20 protein-coding genes are annotated in these 15433 nt (G+C 71.8%); 13 read left to right on the top strand and 7 right to left on the bottom strand.

Annotated elements, in window-relative coordinates; all coding sequences use genetic code 11:
* Positions 1 to 127 precede the first annotated feature (127 nt).
* The 7 genes from OG852_RS50300 to OG852_RS50270 all read left to right on the top strand — a co-directional run bounded on the left by OG852_RS50300 (position 128) and on the right by OG852_RS50270 (position 6009).
* Positions 128 to 1276 (top strand): PLP-dependent cysteine synthase family protein, encoded by a 1149-nt coding sequence (locus tag OG852_RS50300; RefSeq protein ID WP_019548552.1) that lies wholly within the window; start codon positions 128 to 130, stop codon positions 1274 to 1276.
* A complete protein-coding gene (locus tag OG852_RS50295; RefSeq protein WP_019548553.1) occupies positions 1273 to 2532 on the top strand; it encodes an MFS transporter in 1260 nt (419 codons plus the stop codon). The genes OG852_RS50300 and OG852_RS50295 overlap by 4 nt, the downstream gene beginning before the upstream one ends.
* A gap of 179 nt (positions 2533 to 2711) precedes the next feature.
* A complete protein-coding gene (locus OG852_RS50290) occupies positions 2712 to 3116 on the top strand; it encodes a DUF6153 family protein (protein ID WP_019548554.1) in 405 nt (134 codons plus the stop codon).
* A 120-nt stretch (positions 3117 to 3236) separates the two neighbouring features.
* Complete coding sequence (locus OG852_RS50285) at positions 3237 to 3863, top strand: DUF305 domain-containing protein (protein WP_019548555.1); 627 nt, start codon at positions 3237 to 3239, stop codon at positions 3861 to 3863.
* A 96-nt stretch (positions 3864 to 3959) separates the two neighbouring features.
* On the top strand, positions 3960 to 4862 hold the full coding sequence (locus OG852_RS50280) for a F510_1955 family glycosylhydrolase (RefSeq protein WP_019548556.1): 903 nt from the start codon (positions 3960 to 3962) through the stop codon (positions 4860 to 4862).
* Between the two features lie 72 nt (positions 4863 to 4934).
* The gene (locus OG852_RS50275) at positions 4935 to 5456 is read left to right on the top strand and encodes a DUF4396 domain-containing protein (protein WP_026328689.1); all 522 of its coding nucleotides are present in this window, start codon (positions 4935 to 4937) and stop codon (positions 5454 to 5456) included.
* A 142-nt stretch (positions 5457 to 5598) separates the two neighbouring features.
* Complete coding sequence (locus OG852_RS50270; RefSeq protein ID WP_019548558.1) at positions 5599 to 6009, top strand: four-helix bundle copper-binding protein; 411 nt, start codon at positions 5599 to 5601, stop codon at positions 6007 to 6009.
* Positions 6010 to 6046: 37 nt separating this feature from the next.
* Here OG852_RS50270 and merB read toward each other — a convergent pair whose 3' ends face one another.
* Positions 6047 to 7009 carry an organomercurial lyase gene (merB, locus tag OG852_RS50265; RefSeq protein WP_019548559.1) on the bottom strand — a complete coding sequence of 321 codons (963 nt, stop codon included), beginning with the start codon at positions 7007 to 7009 and terminating at the stop codon, positions 6047 to 6049.
* Positions 7010 to 7102: 93 nt separating this feature from the next.
* Between merB and OG852_RS50260 the strand changes: the two genes are divergently transcribed.
* On the top strand, positions 7103 to 7519 hold the full coding sequence (locus OG852_RS50260; RefSeq protein ID WP_019548560.1) for a heavy metal-responsive transcriptional regulator: 417 nt from the start codon (positions 7103 to 7105) through the stop codon (positions 7517 to 7519).
* A 314-nt stretch (positions 7520 to 7833) separates the two neighbouring features.
* Here OG852_RS50260 and OG852_RS50255 read toward each other — a convergent pair whose 3' ends face one another.
* Complete coding sequence (locus OG852_RS50255; RefSeq protein WP_026328690.1) at positions 7834 to 8196, bottom strand: ArsR/SmtB family transcription factor; 363 nt, start codon at positions 8194 to 8196, stop codon at positions 7834 to 7836.
* A 209-nt stretch (positions 8197 to 8405) separates the two neighbouring features.
* Here OG852_RS50255 and OG852_RS50250 point away from each other — a divergent pair, with 209 nt between their 5' ends.
* From OG852_RS50250 to OG852_RS50240, 3 genes are all read left to right on the top strand, one after another.
* Positions 8406 to 9773 carry an MBL fold metallo-hydrolase gene (locus OG852_RS50250; RefSeq protein ID WP_019548562.1) on the top strand — a complete coding sequence of 456 codons (1368 nt, stop codon included), beginning with the start codon at positions 8406 to 8408 and terminating at the stop codon, positions 9771 to 9773.
* 65 nt (positions 9774 to 9838) lie between these two features.
* On the top strand, positions 9839 to 10198 hold the full coding sequence (locus tag OG852_RS50245) for a rhodanese-like domain-containing protein (RefSeq protein ID WP_019548563.1): 360 nt from the start codon (positions 9839 to 9841) through the stop codon (positions 10196 to 10198).
* Positions 10195 to 10938 carry a sulfite exporter TauE/SafE family protein gene (locus tag OG852_RS50240; protein WP_019548564.1) on the top strand — a complete coding sequence of 248 codons (744 nt, stop codon included), beginning with the start codon at positions 10195 to 10197 and terminating at the stop codon, positions 10936 to 10938. Before OG852_RS50245 ends, OG852_RS50240 begins: the two co-directional genes overlap by 4 nt.
* A gap of 78 nt (positions 10939 to 11016) precedes the next feature.
* Here OG852_RS50240 and OG852_RS50235 read toward each other — a convergent pair whose 3' ends face one another.
* Positions 11017 to 11295, bottom strand: coding sequence for a metal-sensitive transcriptional regulator (locus tag OG852_RS50235; protein WP_019548565.1), 279 nt, complete (start codon positions 11293 to 11295; stop codon positions 11017 to 11019).
* Positions 11296 to 11364: 69 nt separating this feature from the next.
* Between OG852_RS50235 and OG852_RS50230 the strand changes: the two genes are divergently transcribed.
* Complete coding sequence (locus OG852_RS50230) at positions 11365 to 11937, top strand: rhodanese-like domain-containing protein (protein WP_019548566.1); 573 nt, start codon at positions 11365 to 11367, stop codon at positions 11935 to 11937.
* 91 nt (positions 11938 to 12028) lie between these two features.
* Here the strand turns inward: OG852_RS50230 and OG852_RS50225 are convergent, their stop codons facing one another.
* The 4 genes from OG852_RS50225 to OG852_RS50210 all read right to left on the bottom strand — a co-directional run bounded on the left by OG852_RS50225 (position 12029) and on the right by OG852_RS50210 (position 14530).
* Complete coding sequence (locus OG852_RS50225) at positions 12029 to 12631, bottom strand: cadmium resistance transporter (RefSeq protein WP_019548567.1); 603 nt, start codon at positions 12629 to 12631, stop codon at positions 12029 to 12031.
* Positions 12632 to 12924: 293 nt separating this feature from the next.
* Positions 12925 to 13452: a signal peptidase II gene (gene lspA, locus OG852_RS50220; RefSeq protein WP_051096350.1), complete on the bottom strand. Its 528-nt coding sequence runs from the start codon at positions 13450 to 13452 to the stop codon at positions 12925 to 12927.
* Entirely contained in the window at positions 13443 to 14147 is a 705-nt protein-coding gene (locus OG852_RS50215) for a cation diffusion facilitator family transporter (RefSeq protein ID WP_019548569.1), read from the bottom strand. The genes lspA and OG852_RS50215 overlap by 10 nt, the downstream gene beginning before the upstream one ends.
* Positions 14144 to 14530, bottom strand: a complete 387-nt coding sequence (locus OG852_RS50210; protein ID WP_019548570.1) for an ArsR/SmtB family transcription factor — start codon at positions 14528 to 14530, stop codon at positions 14144 to 14146. The genes OG852_RS50215 and OG852_RS50210 overlap by 4 nt, the downstream gene beginning before the upstream one ends.
* Positions 14531 to 14578: 48 nt before the next feature.
* Between OG852_RS50210 and OG852_RS50205 the strand changes: the two genes are divergently transcribed.
* Positions 14579 to 15292: a class I SAM-dependent methyltransferase gene (locus OG852_RS50205; protein ID WP_019548571.1), complete on the top strand. Its 714-nt coding sequence runs from the start codon at positions 14579 to 14581 to the stop codon at positions 15290 to 15292.
* Positions 15293 to 15433 lie beyond the last annotated feature (141 nt).

Below are 15433 nucleotides of genomic sequence, written 5' to 3'. Positions count from 1 at the left end.
GCGGCCTTGCCTGCTGCCGCGTCTGTCACGCGGACAGCGGCGCCGTCGCTCCTGATGCTTCCCCAAAACCCCCCGGCCGTCGGCGCCTGTGACGTGGCGCTGCGGCGGCCGGCTGGAGACCCGTGCGATGAACACCTCTGTCATGCCCCCTGCCCCCGCCCAGCTGCTGACCGCGGCTCCCTCCCTGCGGGCCCACAGCCCGGCCGCTCTGGTGGGCGACACCCCGGTTCTGTGGGTCGGGGAGCCCTTCGCCGCGCCCGGACGCGGCTTCTGGGCCAAGCTCGAAGGCCACAACCCCGGTGGGATCAAGGACCGTACCGCGCTGTTCATGGTCGAACGCGCCCGTGAACGCGGCGACCTGCTGCCCGGAGCAAGGATCGTGGAGTCGACCTCCGGCACGCTGGGCCTGGGACTGGCACTGGCCGGGATCGTCTTCGGCCACCCGGTCACCGTGGTCACCGACCCCGGGATGGAACCGCTGGTGTCGGGTCTGCTCACCGCCTACGGCGCGGACGTGCAGACTGTCGGTGCACCGCATCCGGTGGGGGGCTGGCAGCAGGCCCGCCGTGACCGCGTCGCCGAACTGCTGTCGGTGTATCCGGACGCCTGGTGCCCGGACCAGTACCACAACCCCGACAACGTGGCCGCCTACGCGGGCCTGGCCCACGAACTGGTCGCCCAGCTCGGGCGGATCGACGCCCTGGTGGTGAGCGTCGGCACCGGCGGGCACTCGGCCGGGGTCGCCTCGGTGCTGCGCGGCTTCTTCCCTGCCCTGAAAGTGGTGGGCGTCGACACGACGGGCTCGACCATCTTCGGGCAGGAGGCCGCCCCTCGGCTGATGCGCGGGCTGGGCAGCAGCATCTACCCCCGCAACGTCGACTACGCCCTGTTCGACGAGGTCCACTGGGTGGCCGCCGGTGAAGCCGTGTGGTCCGCCCGGGCGCTGGCCCGTTCCCGGTACGCCACCGGTGGGTGGAGCGTCGGCGCGGTCGCCCTGGTCGCCCGCCACCTGACCGCGACCCTCCCGGCCGAGGCGAGGATTGCCGCCGTCTTCCCCGACGGCCCGCACCGCTACGCCGGCACCGTCTTCGACGACACCTGGTGCCGGGAGCGCCAACTGCTGGGCAGCGAACCGGCCGATGCTCCGGAGATCATCTGCCATCCCGCCGAGCGGACAGTGACCCGGTGGACGAAGTGCGAAACCGTCGTGGACCCGGCGCCCGCCGCCCGGCCGGGCGGTGCGGATGCGGCACTGCTGGCGGGAGCGGCCCGGTGAAAGCCCTGTGGACGTCCACGCTGAGCTTCCCGCCCGCGGTGCGGCTGTTGATGGCCAACCAGTTCGCCATCAACCTCGCCTTCTACATGCTCATGCCCTACCTCGCCGCCCATCTGGCCGGCGAGCTCGGCCTGGCCGCCTGGGCGGTGGGCCTGGTGCTGGGCGTGCGCAACTTCTCCCAGCAGGGCATGTTCCTGATTGGCGGTACGATCGCCGACCGCTACGGCTACAAGATCCCGATCATGGCGGGGTGTCTGCTGCGTACGGCCGGGTTCGCCCTGCTGGGCGTGGTGGACAGCCTTGCGGTCCTGATCGTCGCCTCGGCGGCCACCGGGTTCGCCGGCGCCCTGTTCAACCCGGCGGTGCGCGCCTATCTCGCCGCCGGGGCCGGTGAGCGGCGGGTGGAGGCGTTCGCGACGTTCAACGTCTACTACCAGGCCGGGATGCTGGCCGGCCCGCTGGTCGGCCTGGCGCTGCTGGCCGCCGACTTCCGCGCGGTGTGCCTGGTCGCGGCGGGCATCTTCGCCGCCCTGACCGTGCTCCAGAGCCGCTGCCTGCCTGCCCGCGGCGCCGCCGCCGGCGGGCGGGAGAGCGGAGTGCTGGCGCAGTGGCGGACGGTGGCGGCCAACCGGCCGTTCCTGCTGTTCTCCTGCGCGATGATCGGCTCCTACGTGCTGACCTTCCAGGTCTACCTCGCGCTTCCGCTCGCCGCCGGGGCCACGCTCGGCGCGGCGGGGACGCAGGCCACCACCCTGCTGTTCGTGCTCTCCGCCGCGGTGGCCGTCGCCGGCCAGTTGCGGCTGACCGCCTGGGCGAAGACCCGCTGGAACTGCCAGGACGCCCTGGTCCGCGGCCTCTCACTGATGGGCGCGGCCTTCCTCCCCCTCGCCCTGGTCGCCGCGCGGGGCACACCCGCGCCCGGGGCGGTGGCACTGGCAGCGCTGGCCGCCGCGGTCGTCGCCCTGGCCGCCGGCAGCGCGATCGTCTACCCCTTCGAGATGGACACCGTCGTCTCGCTGTCCGGCGACCGGCTCGTTGCCACCCACTACGGCCTCTACAACACCGTCTCGGGTCTCGGAATCACCCTGGGCAACCTCGCCACCGGCGCCCTGTGGGACTACGCCCAACGCCACCAGGCCCTGTGGCTGGTGTGGACCGCACTGGCCCTGACCGGAGGCGTCTGCGCGAGCGCGGTCCTGCTGCTGGCCCGCTCCGGCCGCCTCACCACACCCCGGCCACACCCCGCGACCGCCTGACCCGCACGGGCCCCGGCACAGGGCCGGCCGCCGGGGCCGGTGCCGCCGACGGCGCCGGGGACCCGCCCACCACCTTGACTCCAAGGTCTTCTGCGCGGTGGACGACGCGTGTCCACCGACCGGCTGACCCTGGGGGTGGGGGGAAGGCCGGGGCGGGGGCCGGACCGTACGATGGGCGCATGACGTCCTCCGTGCAGCTGTCGAGCCGCCGCCCTGCGGGGCGGCTGTTCGCGCTGCTGGTGATGGCGGTGCTCACCGGCCTGCTGGGCATGCATGCTCTCGGCCCCGGCGGAGCGCCGTCACCACGCGCGGAGGCGGACCACGACATGGTGATGGCCGTGTCCGCCGATGCTTCCCACGCGAGTGCGGGATGCTCACACACGGACGGCGGGCCGGATCACCTTGAGCACGCGGACGGGTCCTGCGCAGCGGCCGGTATCGGTTCCGCCTATGCGCCGCCCGCGTTGGCCGGCGCCTTGCCGGACGGGTCCCCCACCCTTGCCTCGCTCATGCCGGCTGTGGCCTCGGCGGAGACCGGCCGGGCGCCCCCGGACCTGTCTGAACTGCAACTTCTTCGGATTTAGAGCGACCCGCACGGCACCCTGACCGGTTTGTTCCCGGTTGCCGGTGCCGCGCTTCGGCACGCCCTCATCCCATGAACATGCGCGCGCCCCGACGTGGCTGCGCGCCCAAGGAGTTGCACCATGATCAGCAAGCGTTCTCACGTCCGTCGTACCGCCGTCGTGGCTGCCGCGGGTGCTGCCGCGCTCGTCCTGGCCGCCTGCGGCGGCAACGGCGACAGCTCGGCCGGACACGACGGCCACACCACCAAGTCCCCGTCATCGTCGGCGCCGGCCTCCCAAGGCCAGCACAACGCCGCCGACGTCGCCTTCGCCAAGGGCATGATCCCCCACCACCGCCAGGCCGTGGAGATGGCCGACCTCGCCCCCACCAGGGCCGGGTCGGCGGAGGTGAAGAAGCTCGCGGAGGACATCAAGAAGGCCCAGGACCCGGAGATCAAGACGATGTCCGGATGGCTGACCTCCTGGGGCGAGGAGGTGCCCGCCGAGGGCGCCATGGACCACTCCATGCACGGCACGAGCGGCATGATGAGCGCCGAGGAGATGGACAAGCTCAAGAACTCCTCGGGCAAGGCGTTCGACACCGCCTTCATGGAAATGATGATCAAGCACCACGAAGGTGCCGTGACGATGGCCAAGACCGAACAGGCCGACGGAGCGTACGAGCCCGCCAAGACCACGGCCGCAGCGATCATCACCTCCCAGACCGCGGAGATCACCCAGATGAACAAGCTGCTCGGCAAGAACTGACCGGACGCCGCAGACGAGAGCGGGCGGGCGCCAGCCGGTGCCCGCCCGCCGCGGCACACCCCCGCTTCGCTTCCCCACCGACAGCTTGGACCCGCCGTGATCACCCCCGCCCGCATACTCCCTCGCGGTGGCCGGACGGCCGCCCTCCTGGCAGCAGCCGTTGCCCTGCTTGCCGCCTGCTCCACCTCCGACCCCGACCAGAACACCACCACCGCCGCAGACCCCGGCACCGGTCACCTGCACGGGCTCGGCGTCGACCCGTCGGACAACACCGTCTACGCCGCCGGCCACCACGGCGTCTTCCGCCTCAGCGACGGGAAGGCGGCCCGCGTGGCCGGCCGCTACCAGGACACCATGGGCTTCACCGTCACCGGCCCGTCCACCTTCCTGGCCAGCGGCCACCCCTCCCCGACCGACCCGGATGCCCGATCACCGCACCTGGGCCTGATCCGCAGCACGGACGCCGGCCGCACCTGGAACACCCTCTCCGCCGAGGGCGAAGCAGACTTCCACGCCCTCGAACAGGCCGGCAGCACGCTGTACGGGTTCGACAGCCAGAGCGGGAAGCTGTGGGCCAGCACCGACGGCGGCCGCACCTGGGACCAGCGCGCCGCGCTGCCCCTGCTCGACCTCGCCGCCCACGCCCAGAACCCTGACACCGTCTGGGCGGCCACCGGAAAGGGACTTGAGCGCAGCACGGACGCAGGGCGCACCTTCCGGGCTGTCCCCGCAGCCTTGGGCCTGGTTGCCGTCGACGAGCCGGAGCCCGGACTCCTCATCGCGCTGGCCGCGGACGGCCGCTTCGTCAACAGCCGCGACGGCCGGACGTGGACGGAGAACGGCCGCCTGCCCGAAGGAGGGGAGCCCACCGTGCTCGCCGCGGTGACCGCGCAGCGGCTGCTGGCCGCCGACAGCACCGACACCGTCTACGAGTCCACCGACGCCGGCCGCACCTGGACCGTCCTCCACCGCCCCTCCGCAGCCATCGACAACCACTAGAGGAATACCCCTGGGGGGTATATTGTTCTGGGTGTGGGATCCGGGAACGGGCCACATGGGACGGGAATGGAGATGAACGTCATGGACCACACCGGCACCGCGCACGACCACGCCGCCCACCAGGCACACAACGGTCACGGCCACGGCGGCCACGCGGCCGGGGCGTCTTGGCCGACGGCGGCGAAGGCGACGCTGCACTGCCTGACCGGCTGCGCTATCGGCGAGATCCTCGGCATGGTCATCGGCACCGCCCTGATGTGGGGCAACGTGGAGACCATGGTCCTGGCGATCGCGCTCGCGTTCGTCTTCGGCTACTCCTTCACCCTGTTCGCGGTCCGCCGGGCCGGACTGGACTGGAAGAGCGCGATCAAGGTCGCGCTGGCCGCGGACACCGTATCGATCGCGGTGATGGAACTCGTCGACAACGGCATCATCGCGGCCGTGCCGGGCGCGATGGACGCCCACCTGTCGGACGGGCTGTTCTGGTCGGCGCTCCTGGGCGGCTTCGCGGTCGCGTTCGTGATCACCACGCCTGTGAACAAGTGGATGATCGGCCGCGGCAAGGGCCACGCCGTCGTCCACGCCTACCACTGACTCAGCCGCTCGCCCGGCCGCCCGGCGCACCTCCTGGTGCGCCGGGCGCGTTCGCGCCGGCGGGGGTTAGCTGGAGGTGTACCGGGGCTCGCGAGGCGGCCGACCGGAGCCGCCGGCCCGCGGTATGAAGGAGGCACCCGTGATGTCCAGCACCGTCAAGGACATGCTCGCCACCTACCCGGCCGACCTCGGCGACATCGACCAGGCCAAGCTCACCGCCTGCATCGAAGCATGCATCGCCTGCGCGCAGGCGTGTACGGCGTGCGCGGACGCCTGCCTGTCGGAGGGCATGGTGGGCGACCTGACCAAGTGCATCCGTACCGACATGGACTGCGCCGACATCTGCACCGCCACCGCCTCGGTGCTCTCCCGCCACACCGGCTACGACGCCAACATCACCCGCGCGATGCTCCAGGCGTGCGCCATGGTCTGCAAGGCGTGCGGCGACGAGTGCGCATCCCACGCCGGCATGCACGAGCACTGCCGCGTCTGCGCCGAAGCCTGCCGCTCCTGCGAGAGTGCCTGCAACGAACTGATCGAGTCCCTGGGCTGAGATCGGCTCGGTTCCGGGACGGGCAGGGTGCGGCGGTTCAGGCATCGAGCAGGCCGGCGAAGGTCTGTGCCGCGATCTGAGCGGCGCGCTGTTGGCTGATGACGTGGCCGGGAACCTCGGGGTGTTCTCTTGCCCAGGCGCCGGCGTTGTGATCGCTGGTGAAGAAGTTCAGCGCGTCGCAGCAGGCCGTCGCCGCCGGGCCGCCTCCAGGGCGCTGCCCGATGAACACCACCGCGCTCGCCGGCCTCCACACGGTTGCCTCGCCGGCGGTGGTGAGGGTGACCGGCTCGCCGGTCACCGGGTCCGTGGACGAGATCACCACGTCCCGGCCGAGCATCGCCGGAATGCCGAGTGCGTCGATCGCGCACATCGACCACACCTCGGCACCTGCGCTGATCTTGACCCGGTGACGGGTCGGCGCGGCAGAGAAGGGATAGGCCGCATGGATCCGGCCATGGCCGTCCAGGGTCAGGAAGTCCTCGCCGGCCAGCTCTTGAAGAATCTCACCTGCCGTCCGGCCGGCTTCCGCGGCGAGCGGCTCGAGTGCAGCAGGATCGGGCGGGCCGCCCGTGGCGGCGAAGTGCCGCAGTACCGCCTGGTGCACCGCCCTGAGTCCTCGCTCGCCCGGTGCGCGACGCCCGCGGCCCGCCCGCCCCACCGCATCGAGCCCGTACGTCTCACAGCAGTCGGACGCGGCCAGCCGCGGCCCGGTGAGCGCCTGACACAGCGCCGCTTCGCCGGGGACGCCCGAGACCGTGCCGTCCGCGCCCCGGTACAGGCGGCAGGACATGCTCGGCTCCACCCCTTCGGATGCGAACGGATCGACGCCGTCCACCAGGATGGTCGGCGATCCGGTCATCCCGCACTCCGCGGCCTGGGCCAGGTCATGCACCTCGACCAGGTCCAGCTGCGCTTCCCGCCCGGCCAGTACGGCCCTGACCCGCTCGGCCGCGGGCGCCGCATTCGGGCACCCGGGAACCGTCAGTACCGTGATCCGCATCGCTCGGCCCTTCCGCTGGTCCGATGGTTCGCCTCTACGCCTGCACGCTAGACCTTCCAGCGCACTGGAAGGTCAAGGGCGTAGGCTGACCACGTGCGCATCAGCGATCTCGCCGCCAGGAGCGGACTGAGCACCAAGACCATCCGCTTCTACGAGCAGAGTGCTCTGCTTCCCGCGCCTCCCCGCACACCCGGCGGCTACCGCGACTACCCCGAGCAGGCGGTGGCGCGACTCGCCTTCATCCGCGACAGCCAAGGCGCCGGCCTGTCCCTGGCGGAGATCCGCTCGATCCTCGTGCTGCGCGACAGCGGCCAGGCACCATGCGCGCACGTCACCGCACTGATACATCAGCGCCTCAACGACATCGAGCGGCGCCTGACCGAGCTGGCCAAGACCAGGGACGCGCTGAACGGCCTCGCCCGACGGGCCGCCCTGACCGATCCCACCTCGTGCAGGGAAAGCGACATCTGCACGATCCTCTCCTCGGTCCGCGAGAAGCCGCGGGGTTGACGTCGGCGTCCGACGGGGCGCTGCCTGAAGGTGCCGGACTGCACCTCCAAATCCCGGATGCACGGCGGTCATAACGCGAGACCGGCGCTGCGGCCGCGGGCATCGCGGTGGACGCAGACGGAGCGCCTCGACGACATCGGCGCACGTGCGCCGGAGAGAGGCCGGCGCGACGTCGGCCTGACCCAGGGCCTTTGCGTCCTAGGTCGGCCTGAAGGTGGCATTGTCTCGTCGATGCCCAACCCAGTAGATCGCGAGGACCTGCGTGGTGTGCACGGGGCCCATGAACGCGACGCGCACGCCGGTGCCGCTGGGCTTCACTGCGTCAGCAGCGCGCCCATGGCGGCGAGCACGGACGGCTCGACGCGGTAGTACACCCAGGTGCCGCGCCGCTCGGAAGTGAGCAGCCCGGCTTCCTTGAGCTTCTTCAGGTGGTGGGAGACGGTGGGCTGAGAGACGCCGACGTCGGAGATGTCGCACACGCACGCCTCCCCGCCCTCGTGCGAGGCCACCGCGGAGAACAGCCGCAGCCGCACCGGGTCGCCGAGGGCCTTGAACATCCGCGCCGCGGTGTCAGCTTCCGCGGCACTCATGGGGCGCTCGGTCAGCGGCCGGCAACACGGCACCACACCCTGACCATCGGCGGGCTCGAGCAGCGACAGCGCCTTGGCATTCGACATGCATCTATGTTGACACACGTCGAACCAGGGGGTCCCCCCCTGGCCGATTCCGCTCGGGCAAAGGACCGTTTGCGTGAGCCGCCCTCTGCGAGCCGATGACCCCACTCGCGCGACAGCTGCCCACACCTCTTTGGATACCCCCCCAGGTATCTCTGTTACGGTGGATTCAGATACCCCGGGGGGTAAATTTGCTGTGAGGAGAGTGTGCCGTGTTCTTTGCCGACATCCTGGAGACGGAAGGTCTGGGCAACCGCAGCTATCTGGCCGGCGGGGCCCGGGCGGCGGTGGTCGTGGATCCGCCGCGCGACATCGACCGGGTGATCGCGGCAGCGGCCCGGCGCGGGGTCCAGATCGCGGCCATCGCGGAGACGCACGTGCACAACGACTACGTCACCGGAGGTCTGGAGCTGGCCCGGCTGACCGGTGCCCGCTACCTGGTGCCCGCCGGTGCGTCGGTGGCGTATGCCCGGGTCGCGGTGGCCGACGGCGATGTCGAGGAGATCGACGAGGGCCTGGCGCTGCGCGCCGTGGCCACCCCTGGCCACACCCCGCACCACACCTCCTACGTGCTGGAGGAGGACGGGCGGGCGGTGGCCGCGTTCACCGGCGGTTCGCTGCTGATCGGCAGTGTGGGGCGCCCCGATCTGGTGGAGCCGCGGCTCACCGAGCAGCTGGCCCGGGCTCAGCACGATTCCGCGCACCGGCTGGCCTCCGAGCTGGCCGACGAGGTCGCGGTGATGCCGACGCACGGGTTCGGCAGCTTCTGCTCCGCCGGCCAGAGTGGCGGCGAGCACAGCACCATCGGCACGGAGAAGGCGGCCAACCCGGCGCTCCTGAAGGACGTGGAGACGTTCGTCAAGGAGCTGCTGGCCGGCCTGGACGACGTTCCCGCCTACTACGCGCACATGGGCCCGGCCAACGCCGCGGGCCCTGCTCCGGTGGACCTGACCGTCCCGGAGCGCGCGGACGCCGGTCAGATCGCGCGCCGTCTGGCGGCTGGGGAGTGGGTGGTGGACCTGCGCAGCCGTGTGGCGTTCTCGCAGGGGCATGTGGCGGGCTCGTTCAACTTCGAGGTCGAGGGCCAGCTGGCCACCTACCTGGCGTGGATGATGCCGTGGGGCAAGCCGGTCACCCTGCTCGCACAGAGCGCCGAGGACCTCGCCCGCGCGCAGCGTGAGCTGTCCCGGGTGGGCATCGACCGCCCCGCCGCCGCGGCCGTGGGCTCCCCGTCCGACTGGACAGCTGCACCGATTGCGTCGTTCCCGCGGGCGACGTTCGCCGACCTGGCTGCCGCGCGCGAGCGGGGCGAGGAGCCGGTGGTGCTGGACGTGCGCCGCGACGGCGAGCGCGCCGGTGGCTGGATCGAGGGCAGCGTCCACATCCCGGTCCACCAGGTCCACCAGCGCCTTGACGAGGTGCCCGCCGGGACGGTGTGGGTGCACTGCGCGGGCGGTATGCGCGCGGCGATCGCCGCCTCCGTCCTGGACGCCTCGGGCCGTGACGTCGTCGCCGTCGACGACGGCTACGCCGCAGCCGCCGACGCCGGTCTCACCCTCGTTTCGCCCGTCCAGCACTGACCGCACCACCCGACCCCCGCCGGGCCACGAGCGCCGGCCGGGTCACCGGCACCAGAGGAAGCACCATGCTCTTGCCCGAATGCGGCCCGGGCCGCGTCACACCGGCACAGGCCCACCGTGCCGTCGAGGACGGCTGCGCACTGCTCGCCGACGTCCGTGAGGAGGACGAGTTCCAGGCCGGTCACGCCCCCGCGGCCATCCTTCTGCCGCTGTCGCAGCTGGCCGAAGGCACGGGCCTGCCCGGCCGGGAGGACGGCCGCGACCTGGTGCTGATCTGCCGCTCCGGGCACCGCTCCCAGCAGGCCGCCCGGCTGCTCGCCGACCGCGGTGTCACAGCGGTCGACGTCACCGGCGGCATGCGTGCCTGGGCCGCCGAGGGCCTGCCCGTGCACGACGCACACGGGGCGGCGGGCACCGTCATATGACCGCGCTCGTTCTCGCCCTGCTCGCCGGGGCGCTGGTCGGCCTCGCCCTGGGATCCCTCGGGGCCGGCGGCAGCATCCTGACCGTCCCCGCCCTGATCTACCTGCTCGGCTTCAGCCCGGCCGAGGCCACCACCGCCAGTCTGATCATCGTGATCGTCACCTCGCTCACCGCGCTGCTGGCCCACGCCCGGGCCAAAACGGTGCGCTGGCGGGCCGGCCTGCTGTTCGCCGCGGCCGGGCTGGGCCCCGCCGCGGCGGCCGGCCTGCTGTCCGCGCACATCCCCGCCGTCGTGCTGACCCTGGCCTTCGCCGCCCTCGCGGTCCTCGCCGGACTGCGCATGCTGCGCCGCAGGACACCGTCCGCGGGGGCTACGGCGTCGGCGCCCCGCGCAGCGGGAGCGGGGGCAGCTCTGGGGGCGGTGACCGGGTTCCTCGGGGTGGGCGGCGGGTTCCTGGCCGTCCCCGCCCTGGTGGCGGCGCTGGCGGTGCCGATGAGCGCGGCCGTCGGTACGAGCCTGCTGGTCATCATCGCCAACGCGCTGGTCGCTCTCGCGGCCCGCGCGACGACCGAGGTCAGCCTGGACTGGGCCCTGATCATGCCGTTCATCGCGACGGCGGTCCTGGGCGCCTGGGACGGCAAACGGCTGGCCGCGAAGGTCAGGCCCGCCACCTTGCAGCGGGTCTTCGGCACCCTGCTGCTGGCGGTCGCCGCGGTGATGGCGACGGGCACCCTGCTGTGACACACCCGTGGGGCCTGCCGCGGACACCCCGGCGAACCGGGTGCGTCCGCGGCAGGCCCCACGGAAGGCGAAAGCTTTTCAGGCCAGCGAGAGGAACAGTTTCTCCAGCCGGGCCCGCATCTGCGCGGAATCCCGCACCTCGGGATCCTCACTGGTCATGCACTGCTGCAGACCCGTCGCAATGATCGAAAACCCGGCCCGGTCCAGCGCCTTGGAGACCGCCGACAACTGCGTGACCACGTCCTCACAGTCCCGGCCCTCCTCGATCATCTTGATCACACCGGCGAGCTGACCCTGCGCCCGCCGCAGCCGGTTCAGCGCCGACTTCAGCTCCTCGGCACTCATGTCGAGTTGCACACCAACCTCCTCACATACCCCCACGGGTATCCTACCGTGGGGGAACCGCTCAGAAAGGCGAACCATTCCATGACCACCTCCACCGCGATCGCCCCCGCCCAGGCCGCCGCCCGCTTCGGCGAGTTCACCGTGATCGACGTCCGCACCCCCAGCGAGTACGCAGGCGGCCACCTGCCCGGCGCCCACAACATCCCCCTGGACCGCCTCGACGAAGCCGCAGACGCCCTGAAAAAGGCCGCCCAGCGCGCCCCGCTCCTTATCGTCTGCGCCTCCGGAGCCCGCTCCGCCAAGGGCTGCGAGAAGCTGGCCGCCCAAGGCATAGCGGCCACTACCCTCGACGGCGGCACCAGCGCCTGGGTGGCCGGGGGCCAGGAGACGGAGCGCCCGGTGGGTGCCCGAGCGACCTGGCCCATGGACCGGCAGGTCCGCCTCGCCGCCGGCACCCTGGTCCTCACCGGCTTCCTGGCGGGCCTGGCCTGGACGCCCGCGCACTGGCTGTCCGGGGCCATTGGCGCCGGACTCGTCTTCTCCGGCGCGACCAACACCTGCGGCATGGCCGCAGCCCTGGCCAAGCTCCCCCACAACCGGCCGCCCAAGAGCACGGTCTCCTTCCAGGACACCCTGCTGCGCGTGGCTGCATGATTCGCCCGGCCGCCGCGGGGCCTGGTTCTGGACACGGGAAGACCCGGCAGCGTGAGGGATTCGAACTGGTCCGGTGATGCCCCGCCTGTCGTCACAGGCCGAATGCGCCGCCCTCGATGAGGATGAGCAGGCCGATGGTGATCAGGACCAGGGGCAGCAGGATGTGGCCCCAGCGGGCGAGAGCCTTGGCGATGACGGGTCGGGTGGCGAGGAACTTGCCCGCGAAGCACCACACGGCCACGAGCACGAGGAACACCGCGGCGTACACGCTCATCCCGCCGACGCCCGCGGTGGCGAACACGGGCACGTAGACGCCGATGTTGTCGCCGCCGTTGGCGAAGGTGACCGCCGCGACCTCCAGCGGGCCCGGCCCGCCTTCCGCGGCCTGTTCCTCCTCGGCCTCGCTGCCGTCGCGGCGGCCTTTCCATGCCTGCCAGGCGGCCTTGAGGCCCAGCGCCAGCGGCAACAGACCGAGGTACGGGATGGCGGACTCAGGCAGGAAGGTGGCCCCGAAGGCGGCGGCCACTGCAACGGCGAGGATCGCGGCGAAGCCGAGGTACTGGCCAAGCACGATCCGCCGGGTGGAGCCTGTGCGGCCCGCGCCTTGGGCGAAGAACAGCGCCAGGACCAGGATGTCGTCGATGTTGGTGACGGCGAACAGGCCGGCCGCCTGCCCGATGATGCCCAAGTCCACGAGTAGCGGTTCTCCTTTGATGCGGGTGTCTCGGTGACGCTACCGGGGAGCCCGCAGGACCTAGCGGTCAAGGCCGGTGCTGTCCATTCTCGGATTCTGGCTCAACTTCTGTGATTCAGTACGGCTGCTCGGTACCCGAGGGTCAGCGGGCGAGAGAACCAGCAGGTCAGCGGCTTGTGCGGTGGCGGGGCCCCGGCCGGTTCGACCCGACATCACAGAAGTCAGAAGTTGGGCCAGAGCCGGTTCTCGTGAACAAGGCCACGCGGGGCCGGGGTGCCGCAGCAGGAGTTCGGCTACTGCGGTGCTGAGCTAATCTGCTCGGTGCCGCGCCCGGGGCGGTCCTCGCGCCAGGACAGGGCGACGAGCAGCAGGCCGCCGACGACGATGAAGACGTCGGCGAGGTTGAAGGTGGGCCACCAGCCGGTGTGCAGGTAGTCGGTGACCCGCCCGTCGGGGGCGCGGTCGATGAGGTTGGCGAGGGCACCACCCAGGACCGCGGCGAGTGCGATGCCCCACAGCCGTCGGGACGCCGCGGCGGTCCGCCACAGCACGACCGCGACGGCGGTCGTGATCAGGGCGGTGACCGCGACGACGGTCCAGGCCGGGGCACCGGCGGCGAAGGAGAACGCGACCCCGGAGTTGAAGGCGAGTTCCAGATCGAGCGGTCCGCCCTCGATCGGGGAGCCCGGCAGGGCGCGCTCGGCCCATGCCTTGATGCCCAGGTCCGTTCCGGCCAGGGCGGCGGCCAGGGCCAGCAGCCCCGTCCGGCGCTTGAGGGCGCCGGAGGGGGCCACGGCTGTGGTGGGCGCGGTCACTTGCATCCGTCCGAGCAGGAGGAGTCGCCGGTCTTGGTGGTGGGCTTGTTGTCGTCCTCGCAGCCGTCGTCGCAGACGAGTTCGCCTTCCCAGGCTTCCTTGCCCTCCATGATGGCGAAGGCGGCGATGACGAAGCCGGCGACCGGGTCGAGCCAGGTCCAGCCGAACGCGGCGAACGCGAGCAGGCCGACGAAGGTGGACACCGACAGCCAGGCGCACAGCTTGGTCTCGGCGGCGTCCGCGACGACCAGGCGGGAGTTCATCTTCAGTCCGGCCTTGCGCTTGGCGCGGGCCAGCCACGGCATGATCACGATGGACAGGCCGGTCAGGGCGATGCCGACGATCGAGGTGTCGGGCTTCTCGCCGCCGAACAGGTCGCGGATGCCTTCGACGGTGACGTATGCGGCGAGCGCGAAGAACGTGATCGCGATGAACTTCAGTGCCCGGCGTTCCTTGGCCTCGTCCGGCTCACCGCCCTTGATCTCCGCCAGCAGCCGCACCAGGACGACGACGGCTGCGGCGACCTCGATGCCGGAGTCGATGCCGAAGCCGATCAGGGAGACCGCTCCGGCGACCGTGCCGGCCGCGATGGCGATGACGCCTTCGATCACGTTGTAGCCGATGGTGAACTTCGCGTACCGCACCGCGCGGTGCGCAGCCGGCCCGGTCACGTCGGGGACGGGGGCGGGGGTGGTGCTCATCGGGCGGGCTCCTCGGGGGCGGGGTGGGTTCCGTAGGTGGGGCACAGGTCGACGGCCTCGCCGGTCGCGGCGAGTAGCTGCTCGGCGGCGGCCAGCAGGTCCAGCAGTTCCGGGCGGGCCAGCGAGTGCAGCGTGGCCCGCCCTTGCGGGCGGGAGGTGATCAGGCCGCAGTCGCGCAGGCAGGACAGGTGCGCCGAGACCGTGGACTGCGCCAGCCCGACGCAGGCGACCAGGTCGGTGACCCGGGCCTCGCCCTCCGCGAGCCGCTTGAGGATCGCCAGGCGGGCCGGGTCGCCCAGCGACCGGAACAGAGCCACCGCCGCTGAAGGCGCCCCGCACGAGGTGGTGGCCGTACTGCCGGCCTCCGTGCTATTCATCGTCATGGAGCGATGATAGCCACAGGAACCGATAACATCCATGGGGGTCGTGTCATGCTGATGAACCGGATCGAGAAGGCGGCGGTCAACAATCCCGCCCGCCGGGCCCTGCAACGCTTCTACGAGGTCCCGGCCCTGCTCAAGCTGGCCGGCGGGCCGCTCGCGCCCGGAGCGAGGGCGGTGGAGGTCGGCTGCGGCTCCGGGTACGGGACACGGATGATCCTCGACCGCTTCGGCGCCGCGAAGGTCGACGCCCTCGACCTGGACCCGGGCATGGTGGCCAAGGCGAGGCGCCGCCTGTCCGACCGGCCGGGGCGGGTGCGCCTCGAGGTGGGGGACGCCACCGACCTGAAGGCGGCCTTCGGCGCCGAGGGCGGCACGTACGACGCGGCGTTCGACTTCGCGATCATCCACCACATCCCAGACTGGCGATCCGCCGTCGCCGAGATCGCCCGCGTCCTGAAGCCGGGCGGGGTCTTCGTCTTCGACGAGGTCACCGCACATGCCCTGGCCCGCCCCACCTACCGCAGACTCTTCGACCATCCTGAGCACGACAGGTTCACCGCCAGGGAGTTCCTGGCCGAGCTGCCGCGCCACGGCCTGGCGGCCACGGGCGCCTTCACCCGCATCAGCGGCGACTACCTGCTCGGCACCGCCCGAAAGCGGGCAGCGAACCGGGCCCGACCGCGACCGTGCCCGGCTCGTGCACCGTCCGGGGTGCGCGAGCCGGGCACGGTTGCGGTCAGGCCCAGCTGGAACCGGCCGTAGCGGTTCGCATGCGTCCGGACCGGAGGGGCCAGCGGGTCCACCTCGGTGAGTTTCTCGCAGCCCAGGACCTACCACCTCGGCATCATGTCGACCACTGGCCGCAGTGGGCACCCCGCGGTGCAGCAGCCCGTCCGCGGGTGT

The sequence above is a fragment of the Streptomyces sp. NBC_00582 genome (genome assembly GCF_036345155.1).
Classification (GTDB): domain Bacteria; phylum Actinomycetota; class Actinomycetes; order Streptomycetales; family Streptomycetaceae; genus Streptomyces.
Note: the sequence above shows the minus strand (reverse complement) of the source record. Positions and strands in the feature narration are given on the sequence as shown.